This is a genomic window from Brevibacillus sp. HB1.2 (assembly GCF_013332495.1).
GTDB classification, from domain to species: Bacteria; Bacillota; Bacilli; order Brevibacillales; family Brevibacillaceae; genus Brevibacillus; species Brevibacillus porteri.
This window is the reverse complement of the sequence record NZ_JABMIU010000001.1, coordinates 359,693-382,960: the sequence shown is the minus strand read 5'-3', so window position 1 is coordinate 382,960 and position 23,268 is coordinate 359,693. Positions and strand designations below refer to the sequence as shown.

The 23,268-nt window shown below is 46.5% G+C and carries 20 protein-coding genes; 13 read left to right on the top strand and 7 right to left on the bottom strand.

Annotated elements, in window-relative coordinates; translation table 11 throughout:
- The first annotated feature begins 43 nt into the window (after positions 1-43).
- Both HPY28_RS01615 and HPY28_RS01610 read left to right on the top strand, forming a co-directional pair.
- Positions 44-1,123 carry a WG repeat-containing protein gene (locus tag HPY28_RS01615; protein ID WP_174229963.1) on the top strand — a complete coding sequence of 360 codons (1,080 nt, stop codon included), beginning with the start codon at positions 44-46 and terminating at the stop codon, positions 1,121-1,123.
- A gap of 69 nt (positions 1,124-1,192) precedes the next feature.
- Positions 1,193-3,133 carry a hypothetical protein gene (locus HPY28_RS01610; protein ID WP_017248364.1) on the top strand — a complete coding sequence of 647 codons (1,941 nt, stop codon included), beginning with the start codon at positions 1,193-1,195 and terminating at the stop codon, positions 3,131-3,133.
- 99 nt (positions 3,134-3,232) lie between these two features.
- Here the strand turns inward: HPY28_RS01610 and HPY28_RS01605 are convergent, their stop codons facing one another.
- Complete coding sequence (locus HPY28_RS01605; RefSeq protein WP_026043071.1) at positions 3,233-3,445, bottom strand: glycine zipper domain-containing protein; 213 nt, start codon at positions 3,443-3,445, stop codon at positions 3,233-3,235.
- Positions 3,446-3,637: 192 nt separating this feature from the next.
- Here HPY28_RS01605 and HPY28_RS01600 point away from each other — a divergent pair, with 192 nt between their 5' ends.
- Positions 3,638-4,060: a VOC family protein gene (locus tag HPY28_RS01600; protein ID WP_017248366.1), complete on the top strand. Its 423-nt coding sequence runs from the start codon at positions 3,638-3,640 to the stop codon at positions 4,058-4,060.
- Between the two features lie 75 nt (positions 4,061-4,135).
- Here the strand turns inward: HPY28_RS01600 and HPY28_RS01595 are convergent, their stop codons facing one another.
- The 3 genes from HPY28_RS01595 to HPY28_RS01585 form a co-directional block, all read right to left on the bottom strand.
- On the bottom strand, positions 4,136-5,464 hold the full coding sequence (locus HPY28_RS01595; RefSeq protein WP_017248367.1) for a GntP family permease: 1,329 nt from the start codon (positions 5,462-5,464) through the stop codon (positions 4,136-4,138).
- Positions 5,465-5,489: 25 nt separating this feature from the next.
- Positions 5,490-7,031 (bottom strand): gluconokinase, encoded by a 1,542-nt coding sequence (gntK, locus tag HPY28_RS01590; protein ID WP_174229962.1) that lies wholly within the window; start codon positions 7,029-7,031, stop codon positions 5,490-5,492.
- A gap of 196 nt (positions 7,032-7,227) precedes the next feature.
- The gene (locus HPY28_RS01585) at positions 7,228-8,094 is read right to left on the bottom strand and encodes a MurR/RpiR family transcriptional regulator (protein WP_017248369.1); all 867 of its coding nucleotides are present in this window, start codon (positions 8,092-8,094) and stop codon (positions 7,228-7,230) included.
- 171 nt (positions 8,095-8,265) lie between these two features.
- On the opposite strand from HPY28_RS01585, the gene gnd reads away from it, so the two are divergent.
- Positions 8,266-9,162, top strand: coding sequence for a phosphogluconate dehydrogenase (NAD(+)-dependent, decarboxylating) (gene gnd / locus HPY28_RS01580; protein WP_069845130.1), 897 nt, complete (start codon positions 8,266-8,268; stop codon positions 9,160-9,162).
- 295 nt (positions 9,163-9,457) lie between these two features.
- Positions 9,458-9,856, top strand: coding sequence for an enoyl-CoA hydratase-related protein (locus tag HPY28_RS01575; protein WP_238144715.1), 399 nt, complete (start codon positions 9,458-9,460; stop codon positions 9,854-9,856).
- Here the strand turns inward: HPY28_RS01575 and HPY28_RS01570 are convergent, their stop codons facing one another.
- Entirely contained in the window at positions 9,857-10,561 is a 705-nt protein-coding gene (locus HPY28_RS01570; protein WP_174229961.1) for a MerR family transcriptional regulator, read from the bottom strand.
- 178 nt (positions 10,562-10,739) lie between these two features.
- On the opposite strand from HPY28_RS01570, the gene HPY28_RS01565 reads away from it, so the two are divergent.
- Positions 10,740-12,005: a class I SAM-dependent methyltransferase gene (locus tag HPY28_RS01565; RefSeq protein WP_174229960.1), complete on the top strand. Its 1,266-nt coding sequence runs from the start codon at positions 10,740-10,742 to the stop codon at positions 12,003-12,005.
- 2 nt (positions 12,006-12,007) lie between these two features.
- Entirely contained in the window at positions 12,008-14,593 is a 2,586-nt protein-coding gene (locus HPY28_RS01560; protein WP_174229959.1) for a metallophosphoesterase, read from the top strand.
- Between the two features lie 52 nt (positions 14,594-14,645).
- Here the strand turns inward: HPY28_RS01560 and HPY28_RS01555 are convergent, their stop codons facing one another.
- Together HPY28_RS01555 and HPY28_RS01550 are read right to left on the bottom strand one after the other, a co-directional pair.
- Entirely contained in the window at positions 14,646-16,061 is a 1,416-nt protein-coding gene (locus HPY28_RS01555) for an alanine/glycine:cation symporter family protein (RefSeq protein ID WP_173621736.1), read from the bottom strand.
- 43 nt (positions 16,062-16,104) lie between these two features.
- Positions 16,105-17,082 (bottom strand): glutaminase, encoded by a 978-nt coding sequence (locus HPY28_RS01550; RefSeq protein WP_035291144.1) that lies wholly within the window; start codon positions 17,080-17,082, stop codon positions 16,105-16,107.
- A gap of 217 nt (positions 17,083-17,299) precedes the next feature.
- Here HPY28_RS01550 and HPY28_RS01545 point away from each other — a divergent pair, with 217 nt between their 5' ends.
- From HPY28_RS01545 to HPY28_RS01520, 6 genes are all read left to right on the top strand, one after another.
- A complete protein-coding gene (locus tag HPY28_RS01545) occupies positions 17,300-18,610 on the top strand; it encodes a sensor histidine kinase (protein WP_305819875.1) in 1,311 nt (436 codons plus the stop codon).
- A 4-nt stretch (positions 18,611-18,614) separates the two neighbouring features.
- Positions 18,615-19,547 carry a response regulator gene (locus HPY28_RS01540; RefSeq protein ID WP_174229958.1) on the top strand — a complete coding sequence of 311 codons (933 nt, stop codon included), beginning with the start codon at positions 18,615-18,617 and terminating at the stop codon, positions 19,545-19,547.
- A gap of 155 nt (positions 19,548-19,702) precedes the next feature.
- Positions 19,703-20,452, top strand: a complete 750-nt coding sequence (locus HPY28_RS01535) for an alpha/beta fold hydrolase (RefSeq protein WP_017248378.1) — start codon at positions 19,703-19,705, stop codon at positions 20,450-20,452.
- A gap of 7 nt (positions 20,453-20,459) precedes the next feature.
- Complete coding sequence (locus tag HPY28_RS01530; RefSeq protein ID WP_174229957.1) at positions 20,460-21,059, top strand: TetR/AcrR family transcriptional regulator; 600 nt, start codon at positions 20,460-20,462, stop codon at positions 21,057-21,059.
- Between the two features lie 106 nt (positions 21,060-21,165).
- A complete protein-coding gene (locus HPY28_RS01525) occupies positions 21,166-21,828 on the top strand; it encodes a GntR family transcriptional regulator (RefSeq protein WP_174229956.1) in 663 nt (220 codons plus the stop codon).
- Positions 21,829-21,839: 11 nt separating this feature from the next.
- Complete coding sequence (locus HPY28_RS01520; RefSeq protein WP_106833959.1) at positions 21,840-23,177, top strand: serine hydroxymethyltransferase; 1,338 nt, start codon at positions 21,840-21,842, stop codon at positions 23,175-23,177.
- Positions 23,178-23,268 lie beyond the last annotated feature (91 nt).

Sequence of the window (23,268 nt, the reverse complement as noted above, 5' to 3'; positions counted from 1 at the left end):
GTATTAGATTTTGCTAATAAGCTAGCGAAAGAAGGGATCATGGATGAAAGGATTCACCATCATGGCTGTATCCATCGCTGCTCTGCTATTTTCGCCAGTCATCGCCAACGCCAAGGAAGGCGTGATCAACAGCAAGGGAGAATGGATCGTGGCACCTACGTTCGAGGAAGTGAAGGACACGGGTGGACTCTACGCTGCAACACTGGGAGACAGTCCAGCCAACCAATCCTGGGGTTTCATTGATCAAAGAGGAAAGTGGGTAATTAAGCCTCAATTCTCGTACGTGGGTTCCTTCGCTGCAAACGGACTTGCGCCTGCTGCACAAAACCTGAAATATGGTTACATCAATCAAAAGGGACAGTGGGTCATCAAGCCACAGTTTGACTATGCCGCCGATTTTTCCGCGAATGGACTCGCTGAGGCCCGCATAAAAGGAAACACGGAATACGGTAAGATCGGTTATATCAACGGCAAGGGACATTGGGTCATCAAACCGCAGTTTCATCCTATCGAGCAAGAGAAGTCCATGGTTGTGGACCGTTCCTTTTCCGCGAATGGATTAGCCTGGGCATACAAGGATGGAAAAGTCGGCTATATCAATACAAAGGGCCAATGGGCGATCAAATCGCAGTTCACCTATGCGAGTTCGTTCAGTGCAGAGGGCTTGGCAGTTGCGGATCAGAATGGAAAATTAGGCTATATGGACGGGAAAGCAAGTTGGGTGATCAAACCCCAATTTGAGCAAGCTAACAAATTCGTCAACGGGATAGCCAAGGTGATGATCAATGGCAAGGTGGCTTATATCAATAAAAACGGAAAAATTTTGCTCAAAACCGCCTATACAGATGCAGGCGACTTCCATCAAGGTCTGGCGTGGATTTTGTCAAACGGGAAGGTTGGTTATATAGACACCAAGGGAAAACTAGTGATTAAGCCTAGCTTTGAACCCGATTATGGAATGGATACAAGAGCAGGCGACTTTCAGTCAAATGGCTTGGCACCGGCCTTGTTGAACGGTAAATGGGGCTTTATCAACAAAAAAGGAGTATGGGTCATGAAACCTCAGTTTGCTTGGGTGAGGAGCATTTCTCCCGCTGGCTTTGCTGTGGTCGGTGTCCAGTAGCGTTTTTTTTCAATCGGATTGGGAAAGAAGACAGAATTTGATATGATATGATAAGAAAAGATTCGATAAATGATCGTACTGGCAGGTGATGTGATGTTTTTCCAGAATCAAGATTCGCAATCAAGTTATCGACAAACCCCTGAAAATTCTTCTCTATCCCCAAACTCTAAAAACTCAACGCCACATGTCTTACAGCTCGCCAAAAAAGTCGGAAATAAAGCCATGATCCATTTACTCCAAAAGCAAAAAAATAACCAACCTGTGATACAAGGCAAGTTCAAGGGTATTGAACCAACCGATTACACAACAGATGAGTATGATAACGATCCGGATAATGAAGGTCAATTTACTGCTGTGCGAGCAGATAAAGGCCTCCCCACCTTTTTTGGCGTGTTGAAAGATACATATGGTGAGGACAACGTAAATAAACGATTCTTTTCCAAGACAGTTGAATTAGGAGATACATGTGATCGTCCTCATTCTGCTTCTGCTATCGTAAAAAAAGGCACATCGAGAAAAGATCGTAAAGGCGATTCTTTTGTAAGTGCGATCGGCAATTTGGGTACAGAAGAGCGATTGCTACGGGATGGAAAAAATGATGCAGCCAAAACCGCATACGATGGGGGACACCTGGTCGGTTATCAGATTGTACGAGGAATCGAAGCGAACCAAGCGTGGAATATAGCCCCGCAAGATGTGAAAAACAACGAGCATTCCTATAATAATACGATTGAAAAAATGCTACGTGGAGCGGGAAAAGGTACAGAGTATGTGTACAACGTTGAAGTGAAATACGATCAATGGAACTTTAGTGTAGATCAAGAACAATTGGTAAAATTAGGTGCATTGAAACAGGTTGATTCAACGAAGCCATGGGAAATTCAGCTGCCAGTCAGAATTCCGTTTAAATGGGATGCGAAGGCGGATATGACCAAGACAGATAAAAAGAATTGGAAATTTAGTAGTCCAACAAAGGGTGAATCTTCTTTCGAACAATTTTCTCAAACAATGGATGAAGGAAATTTGGATTTTACGAGAAAAAGTCACACAGCAAGATTCAATCTTGCATTTTCCGATAAGGACGGAAATGAGGAGCTCTATGACATTGATTCCAATAATTTCGATGCTAAGAAAGTGAAAGGGATTCGCTACTCCATGCATCAATCTTTACCTACAGATTTTTTGAAAAATCAAAATCCGGTAGATTGGATGGGGAACGAAGCAAATAAAATTGCTCATTTTGGTGAGGTTACAAAAGGGAAAGCTTCGTCCACCAATATTTTGGAAATCATGTCAGCTAAACTGAAGCGAAACAAAATTCTTATCGATGAGATTGAAGAAATTGACGATGTAAAGAAGCCAGAAAAAATGAGATTTATTCCAGAAGGGATTTCCCATCTAGACGAACGTGACGAGAAAAAATGTGTATTTATTTATCAATTAGATAAAAACAAAATTCGAAACGAATACATGGCACTTAAGAAAATAGAGGCGGATTACTACCCATTTTTTGATGTACAACAAGAAGAAGAGGAAAGGTTTGAGAAAGAAAAGGAGGACTTCGATACCATAGCAGATGAGTTCGCTACATGGATGGAGGAATTAGACAAAAAAGAAGAGGATGAGATTGAAAGTATTCAGCAAAAAATGGCCCAGTATAGCAAAATACTAGAGGCACAGACCCTAGCTCTGACACGGATAAAAAACCATCGGATAGGAAGGAATTTATACCAGGAAACAGTAGAAGAGATCTATCCACAATATAAAGAGAAAATATCGCGCAGCTTACAAGTATTACGATCGATAACTGGTTATGATTCTGACATCGAATATCATGATAGTAAAAACAAAATGAATATGAATGGGAAAAGAACACTGGAGGCTAGGGAAGATAAGCGTAAAAAAAGTAAAGATGATAAGGAACAACAAGAAGAATATAAAAAGATGATCGAAGTAGCAACAAGCAAGTATAAGCGAAAATCAGTAGAAGATTATTTAAATAAGAAGTAATGAGGAGTAAGGCAATAGACATGTGCGGGAAGTAATGGGAACGAGGTGCAGGTTTTTGCACCCGCACCTCGTAATTGTCATACATAGATGAAGCTTGCTTTATTCTGCTCGGTCTCTATCGGCCTCATTATTCGCAACATCCCATGTGTCATTGCCGTCAGCCGCTACATTCTCTCCCATTTCGTTGCCAAGTGCACCCCCGGCAACCGCACCTGCAATGGTACCAAGCGGCCCTAAAATAGAACCTACGGCAGCACCTACTGCCGCACCGCCAACTGTTCCTACTGCTTCAGAAGCTCCACTGCCTGACATGTTTGCTTCGTTGTTGTCAACGTTGTCAACAGCATCGTTGTGATTGCGTTCGTTGTTAGTAGTCAAGATTGTCACTCCCTCGATTAGTGTTGGGAAGTTCTGCTATATCAAACGTGCAGCCCCAAGGCATAGGATGCCCCAAACAAATCATTTCATTCCAAAAATAACCTTGAAGCTGGAGGTATTGAGCAAATGATTCAATCCATCGTCCATATCGCGCTAGTGGTCAAAGATTATGATGAAGCCATTGCGTTTTATACCCAGAAGCTCCATTTTACCTTAGTAGAAGATACGTATCAGGCAGAGCAGGATAAGCGGTGGGTTGTCGTATCCCCACCTGGTTCTGTTGGCACTACGATCTTGCTTGCCAAAGCATCCAAACCTGAGCAAGAGCGGTTTATCGGGAATCAGGCTGGCGGGAGAGTGTTTCTCTTTTTAAACACAGATGATTTTTGGAGAGATTATCATGAGATGGTCGCAAAAGGAATCCAATTTGTGAGAGAGCCAAGCGAACAGCCGTATGGAATGGTGGCGGTCTTTCAGGATTTATATGGCAACCTGTGGGATTTGCTAGAACTGAATGAAGATCATCCAATTGCCAAACGAATGAAGTAGTGAGTTACCCAGCCAGACAAAAAACAGGTCTTACCTCCAGTGATGTGGATGGAAAGACCTGTTTTTCATTTCGGGTTACACGATATAGGATAGTCCCATGATCAAGATGATTGCCACAACAGAAAGAATGGTCTCCATCACTGTCCACGTTTTCAGTGTATCTTGCACGGACATATTGAAGTATTCCTTGATCAGCCAGAAACCGGAATCATTTACGTGAGACAGGATCAGGGAGCCAGAACCTGTTGCCAGTACCAAAAGCTCTGGGCTTGTTCCAGGGATTTGCATCGCGATCGGACCTACGATACCGGCTGCCGTCATCATGGAGACGGTTGCAGAGCCAGTTGCTACACGGATCAAGGCCGCGATTAGCCAGCCCAGGAAAATAGGGGAGATCGCAGATGCAGTAGCGAGCTCAGCAATATAGTCACCCACACCGCTGTTCAGCAGTACTTTGTTAAATGCGCCACCTGCACCGATGACGAGCAAGATTGTCGCGGTTGGGGCCAAGCAATCATTTGTGAATTTGAGAATATCGTCTTTGGTAAAGCCGCGGTTAAACCCGAGCGTCCAGAAGGAAACAATCACGGCAATCAACAAAGACGTAATCGGACTACCGATAAAATCAGCCCATTGGCGAATGGTATTTTCTTTTGGCAGCGTCACATCTGCAACCGTAGCAGACAGCATCAACAGCACGGGGAGCAAGACGGTGAAGACGGTGATCCCAAAGCTAGGCAAATCACGCTCGGATTTTGGTTCCGCCAACTGGGAAGCAAGCTCTGGAGAGATACTGGTCTTGACCCGTTTGCTAATCCAACTGCCGTAGAGTGGTCCTGCAATAATCGCGGAAGGCAGTGCGACAATGATCGAGAGCAAAATCGTTTTACCAACATCCGCCTGGAACAGATCGACAGCGGCCATAGCAGCAGGGTGCGGTGGCACGATCCCGTGGACGATGGACAGGCCGGCTACGAGCGGAATTCCGATTTTGACTAGGGAGACACCTGTTTGTCTGGCAATCGTAAACACAAGTGGAATCAAGAGAACAAAACCAACCTGGAAAAATACCGGAATCCCTACGATAAATGCCACGAACATCATGGCCCAATGTACGTTTTGCTCACCGAAGCGATTGATGAGAGTACGGGCAATGCGTTCGGCACCGCCAGATTCTGCCATCATTTTGCCAAGCATAGTTCCCAAGGCAAGCACGATCGCGATAAAGCCGAGTGTGCCACCCATTCCATCCTTGATCGAATCCACAACTTTTACAAGCGGCATGCCGGATGCGATTCCCACAAATCCAGCGGCCAATAACAACGCAATAAATGGGTTCAGTTTGAAGCGAGTAATGAGAACGAGCAGAAAGATGATAGACAGCAGTGTTATGACGAGTGGCATGATGAACCCTCCCTAGTTGTTGTCTCTAGTTGTTCAACCGCTTTTGGAATTCGGCTATCAGCTTGTACTCTTCCAGCAGGTTGTAATAAACACGCTCGTATATATAGAAAAGCTCCAAATAGACACTGGATCGTTCCAAATCAGGCTCATGGCGATGGGAAATATGAATCATCTTTTTCACATCTTGCAAATGATCCATTGCCCCCAGGGCATGCATCGCCAAGAGAGCGGCACCAAAGCTCGAGCTTTCATGACTCTCCGGAATCAGCACTTCATACCCGAACATGTCGGACATAATCTGGCGCCATTCCCGCGAGCGGGCGAATCCACCCGATGCACGGATTTCCTTGGCTCCACCTGCCAGGTCGCGCAGGGCGATACCGATGCTGTAGACGCTAAACAAGATTCCTTCAAGTACAGCTCGGATAAAATGCTCGCGCTTATGATGGAGGCCGATACCGAAGAAGGAGCCTCTTGCTTGGGCGTTCCAGTACGGAGCTCGTTCGCCGGATAGGAAGGGGAGAAAGAGCAACCCGTCTGCACCAGCTCGAACATGCTCAGCAGCTTGGATCATGACTTCATAGGGATCGACGCCGAGCTGTTTGGCTTTTTCCACTTCGGGCCAACTGAATTCGTCACGGAACCAGCGAAGCATGATCCCACCGTTGTTCGAGGGTCCGCCAATCACCCAATGATTTTCCGTCAGCACGTAGCAGAATGTCCGTCCTTTTGGATCGGTGATCGGTTCTGGAACTACGGTTCTTACAGCGCCACTCGTGCCAATCGTGATGGCTACTTGTCCATGATCAATGGCTCCGATGCCGAGGTTTGCCAAAACCCCATCGCTAGCACCGACAACGAAAGGCGTATCTGGATCGATTCCGATCTCTTCCGCATAACGAATCTTCATTCCTCGCAGGATATGAGTAGTCGGTACAGGCTCACTGAGATGTTGCTTGGAAATGCCTGCGACTCGTAGCGCGTCCTCATCCCAGTTGAGCTTTCTCAGATTGAACAGCCCCGTAGCGGAAGCAATGGAGTAATCGACGATATACTCACCAAAAAGCCGATAAATGACGTACTCCTTAATCGAAATAAACTTGGCTGCCCGCCGAAACGTATCAGGCAAATTCTCCCGTAGCCACATGATTTTGGGCAGGGGAGACATGGGATGGATAGGCGTGCCCGTCGCTAAGTAAATCTGATGACCGACACTGTCTGCTTTTAGTCGATCTGCTTGTGCCACGCTCCGATTGTCAGCCCAGATGATGCTGTTCGTCAGGGGATTGCCACTCGGGTCGACAGCGATCAGACTATGCATGGCAGTAGAGAAGCCAATACCACCGATCTCGCTTTTGGCAATGCCTGCATGCTCCAGCGCTTGCTTCAATGCCTGGATGACAGCAGCAAAAATCGTCTCCGGTTCTTGCTCAGCCCAAGACGGTTGGGGAACGAGTAGCTGATAATCGATATTACCCGTACCGCGGATGGCGCCGGAAGGAGTGAATACAATTGCTTTGGTACTGGTTGTCCCGATATCAAGCCCGATAAAATAGGTTTGCGTCATAGAAGTCACCCCTAATTGAATACGCTTTCAACGTGTTGTCATGGAGATAACGCGATTATATCGAAATTTTTTTCATTTGTTAAGCATTAAGAAAAAAATTATTTCATAATTGAACACTTCACACGATGCTTGTATGATTTGCATTTTTCTCCTGCAAGTTGCAAGAGGAGGGTAAGCAAAAGAAAAAACGCCTGATTTACAGGCGTTTGAGTGAGATGGCTTCGCGGATGTGCTGGATATTGGCGATCGTATCATCCTGCCTCCGTAAGGATACGGCTACATAGAGCAGATCAATTAAGCTAAGCTGAGCAAGCCTGGACGACAGGGCTTCTGTACGAAATACCGTTTCGCGTGAAGTCGTGTACAAGCACATATCTGCCAGACGCACGAGAGGAGATTTTCCATAGCTCGTAATGCCGATTGTTTTTGCTCCGGCATCCTTGGCAACCTGGAGGGCTGCCAAAATATCTTTATTGGACCCAGAGTGGGAGATGCCTACGACGACAGCACCTTTGGTAAGCAGAGAGGCAGACATTACTTGATAGTGAGCATCAGAATGATAGAGACAAGGGATGCCTGTCCGCATAAATTTGTGGTACGCATCCTGTGCGATGACGGCTGAGCCTCCCGAGCCATAAAACTCGATCCGGTTTGCGTTTTCCAAACAGGAGACGATTTTCATTAACTCATCTTTATTGATAATCTGCTGTGTATCTCGAATCGTCTCGATATTCGCTGTGAAAATTTTTTCAGCAATCGCACTGACGTCATCGTCGTCGAGGTTGATTTCTTGGTGAATGGTTTGCTTCGGATTCGTGACTTCACTCGCCAAGGCGATCTTGAATGCTTGGTAGCCGCGAAAGCCCAGTCTGCGACACAGACGAAATACGGTAGCATCTGCACACTGGCATTGGTCGGCTAGCTCCGTGATCGAGAAGTGAATAATTTCACTGGCATGCTCCAACATATAGTCGGCGATCTGTTGTTCTTTCCCGCTTAATTGCGTATAGATGGCGCGTAATTGCGTGAGCACGCGAGGAGCAGGCGGGGTGGAAGCGTTCATCAATAGGTACCTCCTAACGTTCCATTGTGGATCTGTACTGATAGTATAAGGAAAATCAGACTCCTTTTCATAGGTTCGAAAAAATTTTCTTCATTTTTGATGAAAGATGAAAATTTTTATCTTATAATACGTGATAACGGATATGATCCAAAAAGGAGTGACGTACACGATATGAAACTTGCGATCCTCGGATTAGGAAAAATGGGGTACAATCTCACGCTTAATTTGCTCTCGCATCAGCATGAGGTCGTCGCCTATGATGTAGATTCTACGCGAGCAGAAGAGTTGAGTCATGAAGGCGCGATTCCAGCATTTTCGGTGGAAGATGCTGTGGCGAAGCTGCCGACACCTCGCGTAATATGGCTGATGGTACCGGCAGGAGAGATTGTGGATCAATTGGTTGATCAACTCTCTACCTTGCTTGCTGCAGGGGATATCGTCATTGACGGTGGCAACTCTCATTACAAGCAATCATTAGATCGCTATGCTCGCTTAAAGGAAAAGGGCATTCACTTCATGGATGCAGGTACGAGCGGAGGCATGGAGGGAGCGCGCCACGGAGCATGTATGATGATTGGTGGAGATCGAGAAGCCTTCACACATATTGAGCCAATGATTCGCGACATTAACGTCGAAAACGGATATTTGTATGCTGGGGAAGCGGGTAGCGGCCACTTCTTGAAAATGATTCATAACGGGATCGAATACGGTATGATGCAGGCGATTGGGGAAGGCTTTGAGGTACTTGCGAAAAGCCAGTATAACTACGATTTTGCCGAGGTCGCACGCGTATGGGCAAATGGTTCCGTCATTCGTGGCTGGCTGATGGACTTAACAGAGCGAGCTTTTCGAAAAGACGCCAAGCTCGATGAAATCCGTGGGGTCATGCATTCTTCCGGGGAAGGAAAATGGACGCTGGAAACCGCGCTGGATCTACAGGCAGCCACACCCGTGATTGCGATGTCCTTACTGATGCGTTACCGTTCGTTGGACGAGGATACGTTCCACGGAAAAGTGGTCGCAGCCTTGCGCAATGAATTTGGCGGACATGCCGTAGAAAAGAAATAAGAAATGGGATGACCGTAAAGGTGCTTCGGTGGTTGAAGCTCCGGGGTCATCCTTTTTTGTTTTGTATATGGAAGAAGAAGCAATTTTCATTTGGAAAGCAAAGTATGCATGTATCGCCCAGAAGTTTGCCTGGTCGAAACGTGCTTTTTTATTTAGTAGCTTCTAAAACGATGGGAGGATGGAAAGATGAGCGTTGAAGAGGTTGTTTTGTACAAGAATGAGAAAGGAATCGTGACCGGGAGAAAAAGCATTTTCGGCCGGCGCTGACATCTCGTATCTGCATCAAGCGACACCGTTGGAAGTAAGGGATTTTGCTCAGTTGGCCGTTTCGGTCACGAGTCAGATCGAATCGTTGGGAAAAGTAGTCGTTGCAGCAATAAACGGCTATGCGTTGGGCGGGGGCCTTGAGATCGCTGAATCGTGCACGCTGCGTATTGCGGTTCACCATGCCAAAATGGGACATCCAGAAGTACGAATTGGAGCAGTGGCGGGCTTTGGTGGAACAACCAGACTCCCTAGGCTGCTGGCAGTGAAACTAACGTGGGACGCGATTCATCGAGGGAGTAACCTGACAGTAGAGGAGTCCGCACTGCTAGGCGTAGACTACTTCGGACTCGTGGCATCCACCGAAGACTTCCGGGAAGGAACCAAAGCTTTCTTAGACAAGACTCCACCGCGTTTTACAGGAAGATAATCATACGAGCTTCAATACCTCACACAATTCAACCAACCGCCTAACTCCGTACATCTGATGGCGATTGCGATCGTGAATGCTTCTGATCGCATCCGTCGTCACTTTTTTGGCCTGTTCAATACTTTGATTTTCTACTGCTTGTACAATTTCTTTCATGTTCGTTAGAAAATACACCGTATTGCGCAATGTGCGGATAAGCAAAATCTTCCGTATATCCATGGGAGTGAATTGGCGGTAGCCATTCTCAGGATCTCGTAGCAGTACAAGCAAGCCTTCTTTTTCCCAATGGCGGATCGCAGACGTTGTGACTCCTGTGTAAGCAGCGACTTCACCAATCGTCATGCGGTTTCGCCACTTTTTGTTTGGAGGCAAGGGGAGATCGAGATTTTCCAAAAGCTCGAGTGTTTGGTCTGCTGCGACCTTCTCTTGTTGGAGGTTGGCCTGTTCTTTATTCACGAGCCAAAAGGCAGCATCCATATCCGCTTTTTGAAGCGATCGAAGGACTTCACAGGTGACAGCGACACCAAAGCCGGGAAACATGGCGCGCAGGCAACGAAAATAGGCAAGATGGATTTCTGTATAAATTCGATACCCATTGTCTGCACGATCAGGAGCAGGAACGACTCCCCATGATTCATAATGGCGCAAAGCACTCGTACTAATATGTAACTCGCGAGCGATCTCAATCGGCTTGTAATAAGGCATCTGATGCACCTCCCGCTGGTTTGTTATCGCGGATTTCACTATACCAAGAACAGCAAATTGAATCAAATGCTTCTGTTAATGGGAAAGTCGTAATACTTTTACCCTGTTCAGCAGGTGGATGGAAAGGCGAATATTGTCAGTAGGTATTCATTCTTCTTTTACAGAGGTGAGACAACGTATGGCCATTGTTCAGCTACGATCAGAGAATCCGGACTTTTCGTACATGATCAAGAAAAATCCGAATTCCGGACTGAGTTTACGATCCATTCGAAAAGGCATCGCATACGGGTGGTTTTCCAATACGGATACATACAACGTTTACTTTAAAGACGCAGAAAATGAGGTCTCCTATAAACAATCCGAACAGGAGCATTTTGAATATTTGAATGTCTCCCGGTACAATACACCCTTGTTTCCGTTAAACGCGATTAATGAGTTTTTTTCCGCTCCAATGAAGCAACATGACGAGCGGGATGCAGAAGGGTATGAGCATGTTTTTTTCATCAACATGATTCACATCGAACGACTGCAGTATCTGACATTTTTTGAGAAGCACCTCAAGGACTTTACCTTTGAACTCAAGCACCACGCCGATAAAAGCTACGCTCTGACCATCACAACGAGAACGAGTCTGCATCAGCTTCTCCACGTCGTGAGTGTGCTCTGTCTATTCTTGAGTATGTTTGGAAAAGAGTACATCGACATATCCGATAACATCCTGGATAAATACATCAAAAGCATCCATGTTATCGACGCACCTTTTTACATACGAAGCCTGTTCGCTCGCAACTTCCTGACAACGAGAGAGCGCTATCGCAAGTACAAGACCGAGATCGAGAAGACGAACCGCTACCCCATTCAATTGGAGTACGGCAGCACCGGTTTGCAGAGAAGGAACTACATCGCGAGTAAGCTACCTTTTACCAAATCTATTGTAGATATCGGATGTGGAGAAGGCTTTTATGCGATCCCGTTCGCTACCAAGCTGCCGCAGTATTACTATGCCATCGATATCGATGAACAATCGCTGGAAGTAGTGAGACGCAGGGCTGAGGAAAAAGAAATCTCGAATCTGATTTTGTTCCGCTCGCTTGATCAGTTTTTGCAGGATTACAACGGTGAGCAGGTAGATGTCATTTTGACTGAGGTCATCGAGCATATGAGCAAGGAAGAAGCGAGAGTGCTCATTAAGCAAATCTGTAGTCGATTGGATTTTGACCATTTTGTCATAACTACACCGAACTCGGATTTCAATCCGTTCTATGAACTGGAAGGCTATCGCCACGACGATCATAAATGGGAAATGGGACAAGAAGAGTTCCAGGCATGGATGACTGAGATCATGGAAGAAGCCGGGGTGCAGGGCCAATTTGTATCCATTGGTGACGGCGTGAATGACATACACACCACACAAGGCGTCATTGTCCAGAGAAAGGGGGCGTAACGATGCTGTTACAGACGCAGGTTCACACGATTTTTATGCTCGTCGGTCCCACTGAGTGTGGGAAAACGACTTTTGCCAAGGAAGTACTCATGCCGAGGCTTTCTTTTGAAGATGAACAAAAAAACGCAAAAGCAAATGTCCAATACATTTCCTCGGATAGCATTCGCCAGGAACTGCTGGGCTATGATTACGACAAGTATGATCAGGTGATGCTTGAGGCCAGCGAGCAGGCATTTCAGCTCCTGTTTGAAAAGCTACGCTTGGTGACATCGTTTCCGATCAACGCCGAATTCGTGGTTGTCGATACAACAGGACTAGCAGAAGACTTCCGTTCGAAAGTCCGCGAAATTGCAGCCGAGAACAATTACCGATTGGAGGTGATCCTCTTTGATTATCGCAATCGGGAAGATTACTATGCATCCGAGCGGTCAAAAAAACTGATTACCAACCATATTCTCCGGTTAAAGCAAGAAGTGCTTCGGGCATTATCCAAGGAAGGGTACCACAACATACACCGGATACGGCACAAAGATTTTTACGCACTAGCTGATGGGGTGGCTAATCCACGTTATGAGGTCGAGATCGAAAATAAGGATGCCTATCTGGCTACGATCCTTCCCAAAGACCAAACATACATAATCATCGGAGACATTCACGAATGCGTCCACGAATTAAAAGGTCTCCTGCAAAACTACGGATTCAAGCTCGAGGACAATCGTCTCATCTCGACTGACAAGGTGCAGCATACCAAAATCATCATAGCAGGGGACTGGATCGACAAAGGAGCGCAAACCAGGGAGATCATCGAGTTTCTATACGAAAATCAACAGCATTTCTTGTTTGTTGTCGGGAACCACGAAAATTTTGTCTACAAGTACTTGCGAAAGGAATTAAAAGGGGTAGACCCGCAGCTATTGGAGAATTACTTTGATTCCACACACGTCCTGGAAAAAGATGCTGAATTAACAGCGATGTTCAATCACCTGTATACGCTCGCTCAGCCGTTTTATCGATCGAACGCACTGACTGGTCCGTCCTATTATGTAACACACGCTCCCTGCAAAAAGAAGTATATGGGAAAGCTTGATACACATTCGATGCGGCGCCAACGTAATTTTCGGATAGATCGAACAGCTTCATTGGAAGAGCAACTCGCATTTTTGACGGGTGAAGCGGTCAGTAACCATCCGTACCATATTTTTGGACATATTGCGGCACAAAAAACGTTTCGCCTGAAGAACAAGCTCCATCTCGATACAGGATGTGTGCACGGAAATGCTTTGACCTCCGTCGTGATCGCACACAAGCCGTTTTTCAAATCGTTTCAGTCTGAGCATCGGGTGATGACTGATGAGCTGCCGACCTTGTTCCATGCAGAAAAACAAGTATCCATGGAAGATTTGGAAGAGGAAGAACTCCGTCGACTCCGTTACTGCTCGCAAAATAAGGTCAATTTTATTTCCGGAACGATGCCTCCGGCGGATAAGGATCAGGCGACTCAGGAATTGGAGTCTTTGAAGGCAGGGCTGGACTATTTCGCGAGTCAAGGCATTCAGCAAGTCGTGTTACAGCCGAAATACATGGGTTCGAGATGCAATCTCTATCTCCATCATGATCGCGACAAATGCTTTGCGATCAGCAGAAACGGTTATGCCATCAATCAAGTTGATTTGACACCAATTTATGACAAGCTACATGCAAGGTTCCGCGAATACATGGAGCAGAATGAAATGGCAATGCTCATCTTGGATGGCGAATTGTTGCCGTGGAGTGCAATAGGGAAGGGCTTGATCGAAAAGCAGTTCAAACCAATCGAATCCGCGCTGCACAGTGAATTTGCATTTTTGCAGGAAAATGGTTTTGAAGAGGCGCTTCACCAACTCATTCACAACTATGACGAGAGCGGATTCGAAAAAGACCAGTTCCACCTTTCCAAGAGTGCGCTCACGGAAAAATTCGGATCGAGCTTGTATCAAAACTACAAGTATGTACGAGAAATCAAAGAGAGCTACGTTCCTGTCGACAAGCATTTGGAGGCCTATCACATTTACCAAAAACAGATGGAGCTCTATGCAGGAGAAGGGGAGCTAGCCTACAAGCCATTTTCCATTCTAAAGGCCATCTATTTGAATGGGGAGGAGCAATTGCCGAAATGGGATACATCCGATATGTATCGCTTCGTAAATGACGATCATTTTCTCGCCATCGATTTGTCTGAGCCGAATGCATATGAACTAGCGACACGTTACTTTTCCACGATTACACTGGAAAACAAGATGGAAGGAATCGTGATCAAGCCAGAGGTTATCGATCAGAAGGTCGTTCCTGCCATGAAGGTTCGCAATCCGGAGTACTTGGCGATTATTTATGGCTACGACTACCGTTTTCCACACAAGTACCGAAAGCTGTTCAATCAGAAAAATATTACGCAAAAGCTCAAGACTTCGATGAAGGAACACAGGCTGGGGGAGCGGATGCTTGGGTTCAAATTCGACGACATTTCACCAGAAAATACGGAATATCAAAAAGTAGTCGCAACGATGCTCTTTGAAGTGGCGAAGGAAAAAGAGATCGATCCGCGATTGTAAATGAAAAACGAGAAGCCGCTACCACACGGGCTTCTCGTTTTTATTCGTAGAGCTATTTGTTGGAGGAAGGAGTAGCATTATCCCAGGCTTCAATATTATCGAGACCTTCAATACTGTCCTTGTAGAACACAGGATCTTTTCCTGCTTTTTTCTGTTCCAAATAATCATGTAGCGCAGCATAGGCGACTTTTGACAACATGGCGATCGCAATCAGATTGACGATGACCATGAGGCCCATGAACAAATCGGCCAAATCCCATACGAGCTGTACCTTTGCCACTGATCCGAACAACACCATGGCGAGTACACTTAAACGATATAGCATGAGCCATGCTTTGCTTGTCTTTAAAAACTCGATGTTGGTCTCGCCATAATAGTAGTTCCCGATCAATGTACTGAAGGCGAACAGGAATACCATAATGGCAAGGAAGCCAGACGCCCAAGAACCAATATGAATGCTCAGTGCTGCTTGGGACAGCTCAATGCCACTCAGTCCTTGTTGCGTGTATGCGCCGGACAGCAAAATAATGAAAGCTGTGCTTGTACAGATCACGAGGGTATCGAATAGAACACCGAATGCTTGAATCAAACCTTGCTTCACTGGATGGCTTGTCGTTGCTGTAGCTGCAGCGTTCGGGGCACTACCCATACCAGCTTCGTTAGAGAACAAACCACGCTTGATGCCGTGCATCAGGGCTGCACCCAGGGTACCACCAGCGAATTGCTCGAATCCAAACGCGTTTTTCACAATCAACGCGATCAGTGCAGGCATCTCGGTGATGTTCATCATCACAATAAACAGGGCCATACCTATGTACAACACGGCCAAGACAATCACGATGTACTCAGACATTTTTGCGATGCGTTTCACACCACCGAAAATAATCAATGCAAATGCGATCGTCATGATAATTCCGATTGTCAATCGGTCAGTACCGAACGAATTTTCAAAGGCAATCGTGATAGTGTTGGATTGCACGGCGTTAAATACGAGACCAAACGAAAGGGTGATGAGGACGGCAAACAGTGCGCCCATCCAACGTTTGTTCAGCCCTTTTTCCATGTAATAAGCCGGACCGCCACGAAAACCGTTTTTATCCTTGATTTTATAAATCTGAGCGAGCGTACTCTCAACAAAACTGGATGCCGAACCGATAATTGCAATGACCCACATCCAGAATACGGCGCCAGGACCACCTAAAGCAATGGCAATGGCAATTCCTGTAATGTTCCCTGTGCCGACACGCGCGGCCATACTAATAGCGAAAGCTTGAAAAGGGGAGATGCCACCATCGTCTTTCGCTCTGCCTTCTTTAATGGAACGGATCATTTCCGGCAACATACGTACTTGCAAAAATTTACCTCGGAAGGTAAAGAACAAGCCTAACGCGATTAGCATGACAATGATAATATAGGACCACAAAAAATCGTTTATGGAAGCTGTTACATCAAGTAGGAATTGTTGCATCGTGTCACCTCGAATTTTTTTATGAATGTTTCCTTAGTATTCTCTAAAAAATCGTTACATCCCATTCCTGAGCCATATGTTTTAACAAAGAAACGCCCGCTACACTGTTTCCACAACCATCAATGGAAGGTCCAAAAATACCGATTCCACAACCATCTTGAAACGGTGAATGTGGTTTGCGGTTAGGAGGAACCAGTGTCATGATTCCGCCAGAGACGCCACTTTTTGCTGGCAGGCCAACATTCGCGGCGAATTTGCCCGATGCATCGTACATGCCACAGGTGAGCATCAGTGCTTTGGCTAAACGGACGACATCTTTCGGGAGAACTTGTTCGTTGCGCATCGGATGGTAGCCATCGAGTGCCAAAAGGAGACCGATCAAGGCAATTTGCTCGGTGGTTACTTCAATCGAGCATTGGGTGAGATAGACCTCCAAAGCGTCTTCCACTTCGCACGCCAAATAGCCAGTATCTTTTAAATAGTGGGCGAGTGCCCGGTTTCTGTGAGAGTTTTCCCATTCGGAAAGAAACACTTCCTCGTTCACCGTTGGCGTAACACCAGTAATTTTACTGAAAAATGCATACAAGTAACGCAGTTTATGATCCGGTGTTTGACCAGGGAGAAGTGAAGAGGTCGTAATCGCTCCCGCATTGATCATCGGATTAAAAGGCTTACCTGGTTTGTTCATTTCCAGACGGATAATGGAGTTGAATGCATCTCCAGTCGGTTCTACATCTACCCGATCCAACACGTAAGGGATACCATGGTAGCAGCAAGCAGCAATAAAACTGATTACTTTGGAAATACTTTGCATCGTGAAAGGAACTTCCCAGTCACCCGCCGTGTGCATTTTTCCTGTAGGCTCGATGATACAAATACCTAACTGATTCGGATCCGTTCTGTCCAAAGCAGGGATATAACTGGCACATTTTCCTTCAGATGCCTTGGAACGATATTGTTCCACCCATTGTTGTAATTCATCCACGAGTAAAACCTGTTGAATCAACGCCTTTCCCCCCAAAAATCGAATACATTGCTCTAACGCGAAGTGTATAGAAAGCGCTTCCATGCTTCGCGAAATACATATAATGATCACTTTACAACCACCCTACAAAATAAAACAAAAACTCACAGATTGTTTCATGTGAGTTTCACATTTTTTTTGAGACTTGTGCTTTTTACACATTCTCGATAAAAATAGATAGGGGCATCAAGAAACAACATGGGAAGTGAGAGGCATGCGTGTTCAGACACAAGTAAAACGAGATTGGTATATATTGGCGCTCATGCTCATTACGGTCCCGTTGGCAGGAGAGTTGAAATTTTATCCCGTCAATGAGACATTTCGAATTAGCTTTGGAGCTCCTACCTTTTTCTTCTTTTTATTACTGTTTCAACGAATTCCATCTGTGCTCGCTGGCTTTTTGACGGGGATGACGGTCGTATGCTTTCGGATTGTGATCGACCTCATCGCGGGGAATCATACAGCATGGGAGGCTTCCCTCCAAGCGCATTATTCTAGCTTTTTCTTTTATTTCGCCTATTCTGTTCTGTTTTATCTAACCGGAATGCGCCGTTTTCACAACAGGACGATTCTGGTTGGATTGATGGGGATGGTCATTGAGGTATTGGCTGATCTGTTGGAGGTTCTATCCCAATATGTGCTACTGGATACTGTCCTCACTTGGGGAGCGGTGCAAGAGATGCTTGTCATCGCGCTATCCCACAGCTTTATCGTGATTAGTTTTCTCAATATGATGAAGCTGTACGAAGCACAGTCGCGGGAGCAACAGACAAGAAAACAGAACGAGCATATGCTGATGCTGATTTCAAACCTGTATGAGGAATCGATTCATCTGAAAAAAACACTGCAAAATGCCGAAAGTATCAGTATGAAGTCTTTCGAGCTATACCAGGGCTTGCATGAGCTTCATAAAGAACAGGTAGTATCTTCGAATGTAGAGAGCTTCGCCAAGCGTGCATTGATTGTCGCAGGCGAGGTTCACGAGATTAAAAAGGACAACCAACGTATTTTTGCTGGGCTTCACAAGCTGATATCCGATGAAAGCATTTCGGACTACATGGACATCCATCAGCTCGTGGACATTATTAATCGAAGCAATATGAAGTATGCAACTTTGTTGGAGAAGGACATACAAATCACAGCTTTCATTTCGGGGACACATCCGCTCTACCATGTTTTCATGATGCTTTCCCTAATCAATAATCTGGTGGCAAATGCAGTGGAAGCCATCCAGCAAACAGGAGCTATTTCCATTGAAATTGATCGGATAGGCGATGTTGTGGAAATCAGAATCAACGATGACGGACCGGGGGTACCTCCGCGGCGAAAGGCTTTGCTGTTCAAGCCTGGCTTTACTACGAAATACGATCGAACCGGCAACCCCTCTACAGGGATCGGACTGTCTTATGTACAACAATTGGTGGAACAATGGCAAGGAGAAATCTCCTTACAGGATGGAGTAGATGGGAAGGGGACAACATTTCTCATGCGATTACCAATTGATCCGATAACGAAGAAAGAGTGAGAAGATGCTGTTTTATTTAGTTGATGACGATGATGCTGTACGTCTTATGTTGACGGAAATCATTGAAGACGAGAATCTGGGAGAAGTCGTGGGGGAAGCATCTGACGGCTCAATGGTAGACGGTCATACGTTAACCGCACGCAACGTAGATATTTTGCTGATCGATTTGTTCATGCCCAACCGGGATGGGATTGAGACGATTCGACAAGTGAAGCCGACATTCACAGGAAAGATCGTCATGATTTCTCAGGCAGAAACGAAAGATTTGATTGCCCAAGCTTACGCCCTTGGAAGTGAATACTACATTATCAAGCCCGTAAACAAGATCGAAGTCGTGACCATCCTCCAAAAAGTAATCGAGAAAATTCGCCTAGAGCGTTCGATACGGGACATCCACAAATCGCTGAATGCCGTCATGCAAGTGGACCAGCAGCCTTCCGGACAACTTCGTCCGTCACAGGGCAAACCACTTCGAGAGGCGGGTCAGTTTCTGTTAACGGAGCTGGGTATCGCGGGAGACAATGGAAGCAACGATTTGCTAGATATTTTGGACTTCTTGCATGGATACGAACAGACGCATATGTTTAAAAATGGATTTCCAGCCCTGAAAGAGATTTTTGTGGCAGTAGCACAGGACAGGATCGGAGTAGCAGTGGACGATCCACAAGTCGCCAAGGTTGTCAAAGCTTCTGAGCAGAGAGTCCGTCGAGCGATCTATCAGTCGCTGAATCATTTGGCGTCTCTTGGGCTTGCAGACCTCTCGAATTGGAAGTTCGAAAATTACGCTTCTCAGTTTTTTGATTTTACATATGTGTGGAAGAAGATGGCGGAGTTAAAGAGCAATGCCGCATCGCCTGGTTCAGATATTCGGATTAATATGAAAAAGTTCATTCAAGTGCTGTATGCAGAGGCGAAGCGTATTCAGTCGGAAGCGTGATTGTTCTGTGTCTGACGTGAAGAGGTAAGTCCTGATCATGTTGATTAGGGCTTTTTGTTTTGTATGGGAATGCAATTGTTTATTATTGACTAAACGTTCATTCAATAATAAACTGGGATCATATACCAAATCTACAATTCACGGAGGGATCACCGATGGATTTGTACTATGAGGTTACAGGAGAAGGAAAACCAGTTATTCTCTTGCACAGTGGCGGTGCTGATTTGCGAGATTGGACGTTCGTCGCGCCGATTCTGGCGAAGCATTATCAGGTCATCGCTTTCGACGGACGCGGATGCGGGAAATCGCCGTCTCCAACAGAGACAGCGAACTACGTCGATGATTTACTTGCCGTCATGGACCATTTCCAGCTGGATGAAGCCACGCTCGTAGGGCACTCGATAGGCGGTCGAATTGCTATGGATTTTACGCTGACTTATCCGCAGCGAGTGAGCAAGCTCGTGCTGATTGCTCCTGATGTGACAGGGTATACACCGAGTCAGCCGTTCACGGAATGGATGCAGAAAATCCAAGCTGCACCGGATGTTGACCGAATGGTAGAGCTGTCCTTATCGGCCTGCCCGTACCGCTTCGTGATGGCAAGTCCGCAGAAGGACCTACTGGTAGAGATGGCGAAGCATAATCTAGCGAAAATGTTCGAGTGGGCGACATGGGAGTCCGTATGGCCGCAGCCCCCTGCCATTGAGCGGCTCAAAGAATTAGCCAATCAGGCATGCTTCATTATCGGGAAGGAAGATGCCCTGGATGCGCAGCGGATTGCTGAATATTTTAAAGAAGTATTACCAGAGAGAAGGTTTATCGAGATTACGGGTGCCGATCATAAACCGACGTTGACGCATCCAGAAGAAATCGCTCGCGCTATCACTGAATTTTTGGAGGATTGACTAAACCGTGCCCCGTACCCCAGCAGAAAATGAACGTATTCGCCAAGCCGCAAAAGACAAAATCCATGCAGCCGCGATGACGCTCTTCATAAAAAAAGGCTACCACGCGACCTCAATCGACGATGTAGCGAAACAGGCCCAGATATCGAAGGGACTGCTTTACAATTATTACAAAGGCAAAGAAGAGCTTCTCGCCGCGATGGTCCAGGTACGGATCGAGGAAGTCAAAGAAGTGATGGAGGCTGCTACGAAGCTCGCAACGCCGCACGAACAGCTGCGCCATATTGTCGACGGTGCGCTTGATAACGTTTACCAGCGACCGGATGTCTATCGTTTTTACTTGAATTTGCAGACGCAGCCCGAAGATGATCGGGTACTTGCTTCTTACAGAGAGCAATTAAATGAGGAGTCACGCAGGCAGTTTGAAGTCCAGTGCCAGATATTCAAACAGTTAGGCGTAAAGCAGCCCAGATTGAGATCGCTCTATTTTTCTTCGGCGCTCCAAGGCGCAATGCTGATGATGACGACTTATCCGGAAGGGTTTCCGGTTGAAGAGATGAAGGAGCAGATTGTACGGGAGTATTGTTGTCCTCCGGCAGAATCATAGCGTTACGTTCAAAAATGAAGAGGCTATCCCATTCGTAAATGATACTTGAAAATATATCTAAATATTTAAAATTGACAGAAATAAACAAAACCAATATATTGGTTTCATGGACACAAACCTAATCAAACAAATCGAACGCCCCACATTACGCGAACAAGTATACCAAGGCTTGAAGAAAGCGATCATCATGCTAGAACTAAAGCCAGGACAACGAGTCAACGACAACGAGCTGGCGGCTTTATTTGGCGTCAGCCGAACACCTGTGAGAGAAGCGCTCAAACGGTTGGAGGACGAAGGGCTTATTGAATCCGTTCCGGGCTCTCTAACGCGGGTGACACCCTTACTTGAAAAGGAGGCGAAGAACGCTTTTCCTGTTGTTGCGGCCTTGCACGGGTTGGCAGCACGTTTGGCGATGCCACTTGAGTCAGAGGTCATCCGTAGTCTGGAGGAGTGGAATGAAAAGCTGGAGGTCGCACTCGAACAGCAAGATGTGATTAAAGCGATCGAAGCAGATGACGGCTTTCACGATGTGATCCTCGAGGCTTCGGGGAATCGTGAAATCTACCTGGCACTTGAGCGAGTTGTACCGAAAATTCGGCGTTTGGAATTTGCTCGGTTCGGTTCCTTAGAAGGGGTGGAATCAGTAGAACAGCATCGCAGAATTATCGAAGCGATTCGAGACAACAACAGTCAGCTTGCCTCTTCTTTGATGGAAGAAAACTGGATCAACCTCGGCAAATTGCTTACGAACACTTCCAATGATGAATAGGGGGTAATGGCATGAGTACGGTTGAAATGAAGGGGGAAGTACATGATTCACGTGTTTTGCAATGGGCGCGTTCCATTATCGAAGAGAGTCCATCCCACCGTCTGATCCAGCAAGAGATCGTGAATGCTGTCAACCGCAATGCGATTTGGCGAGGCGAGGAATGCCTGAATTTGCTCGCACCAGAAGCACCCACCACGCCCATCGTACGTCAGCTGCTCGCTTCTGAGGTTGGTACTCGCGCTGCGGAAGGACATATCGGCAGCACACAGAGATGGTTCGCTGGCACGAAATATATCGATGAAATTGAAGCGTTATGTGTTGAGCTATTGAAAAAAGTATTCCAAGCCAATTTTGCTGACCATCGATTGGTAGCGAGCATGATCGGGAACATGACAGTCTACGCGGCGTTAACGCAACCGGGCGACACGATTATGACGATCTCGCAACCGTTTGGGGGGCATTCCAGCAATCGGGTAGACGGGCCTGCTGGCATTCGCGGTTTGCAAATTGTCGATGTGCCAATGGACCCCGTTGAGCTTACCGTTGATCTGGACGAGTTCGCAAAGGTCGCACGACAAGTTAGGCCAAAGCTCGTTACCTTAGGCGCCTCAATGACCTTATTTCCATTTCCACTGAAGGAGATGGCTGAGATCGTGAAAGAATGGGGCGGTCGCATTTATTTTGACGGTGCACACCAGCTGGGGTTGATCGGTGGCGGTCAATTTCAGGACCCGTTGCGAGAAGGGGCATGTGTGATAACTGGCTCTGCTGGCAAAACGTTTAGCGGTCCACAAAGCGGCATCATCGTCTGGAACGACCCGGAACTATCGGTACCGATTACAGATGCCATCTTCCCAGCACTTGCCGCGACACATCAAGTCAACCGGGTAGCGGCATTGGCTGCAGCGGCGGCGGAGTTTTTGGCGTTTGGCAAGGAATACATGGCGCAAATTGTGACGAATGCACAAGCACTGGGAAAAGCATTCGATGAACGGGGAATTCGCGTGCTTTGCGCGCACAAAGGCTATACACGTACACACCAAGTCATTCTGGACGTAAAAGAGTTTGGCGGTGGTTACGAGGTAGGCAAGCGGTTGGCAGAAGCGAACATCATCACGAACAAAAATTTGATTCCAGGTGACGGGCCAGAGGATTGGGACTTCCCAAGTGGTTTGCGTATCGGGACGACAGAAGTCACTCGCTTTGGCATGAAGGAACAAGAGATGAACACGATTGCTGAGCTGATTGTAAGTGTGTTGTCAGGCAGGGAAAAGCCCGAGGTAGTCCAGTCTAAGGTGATCGAATTGCGCAGATCGTTTAGCAAGATGCAGTTCTGCTTCCCAGAATAGAGTAGGTAGGATAAACACCGTATGTCAGAGTTCAGACCTGGCATACGGTGCTTTTTCGAGTCGTATGTGGACTCTCATTCTTGACAATGTC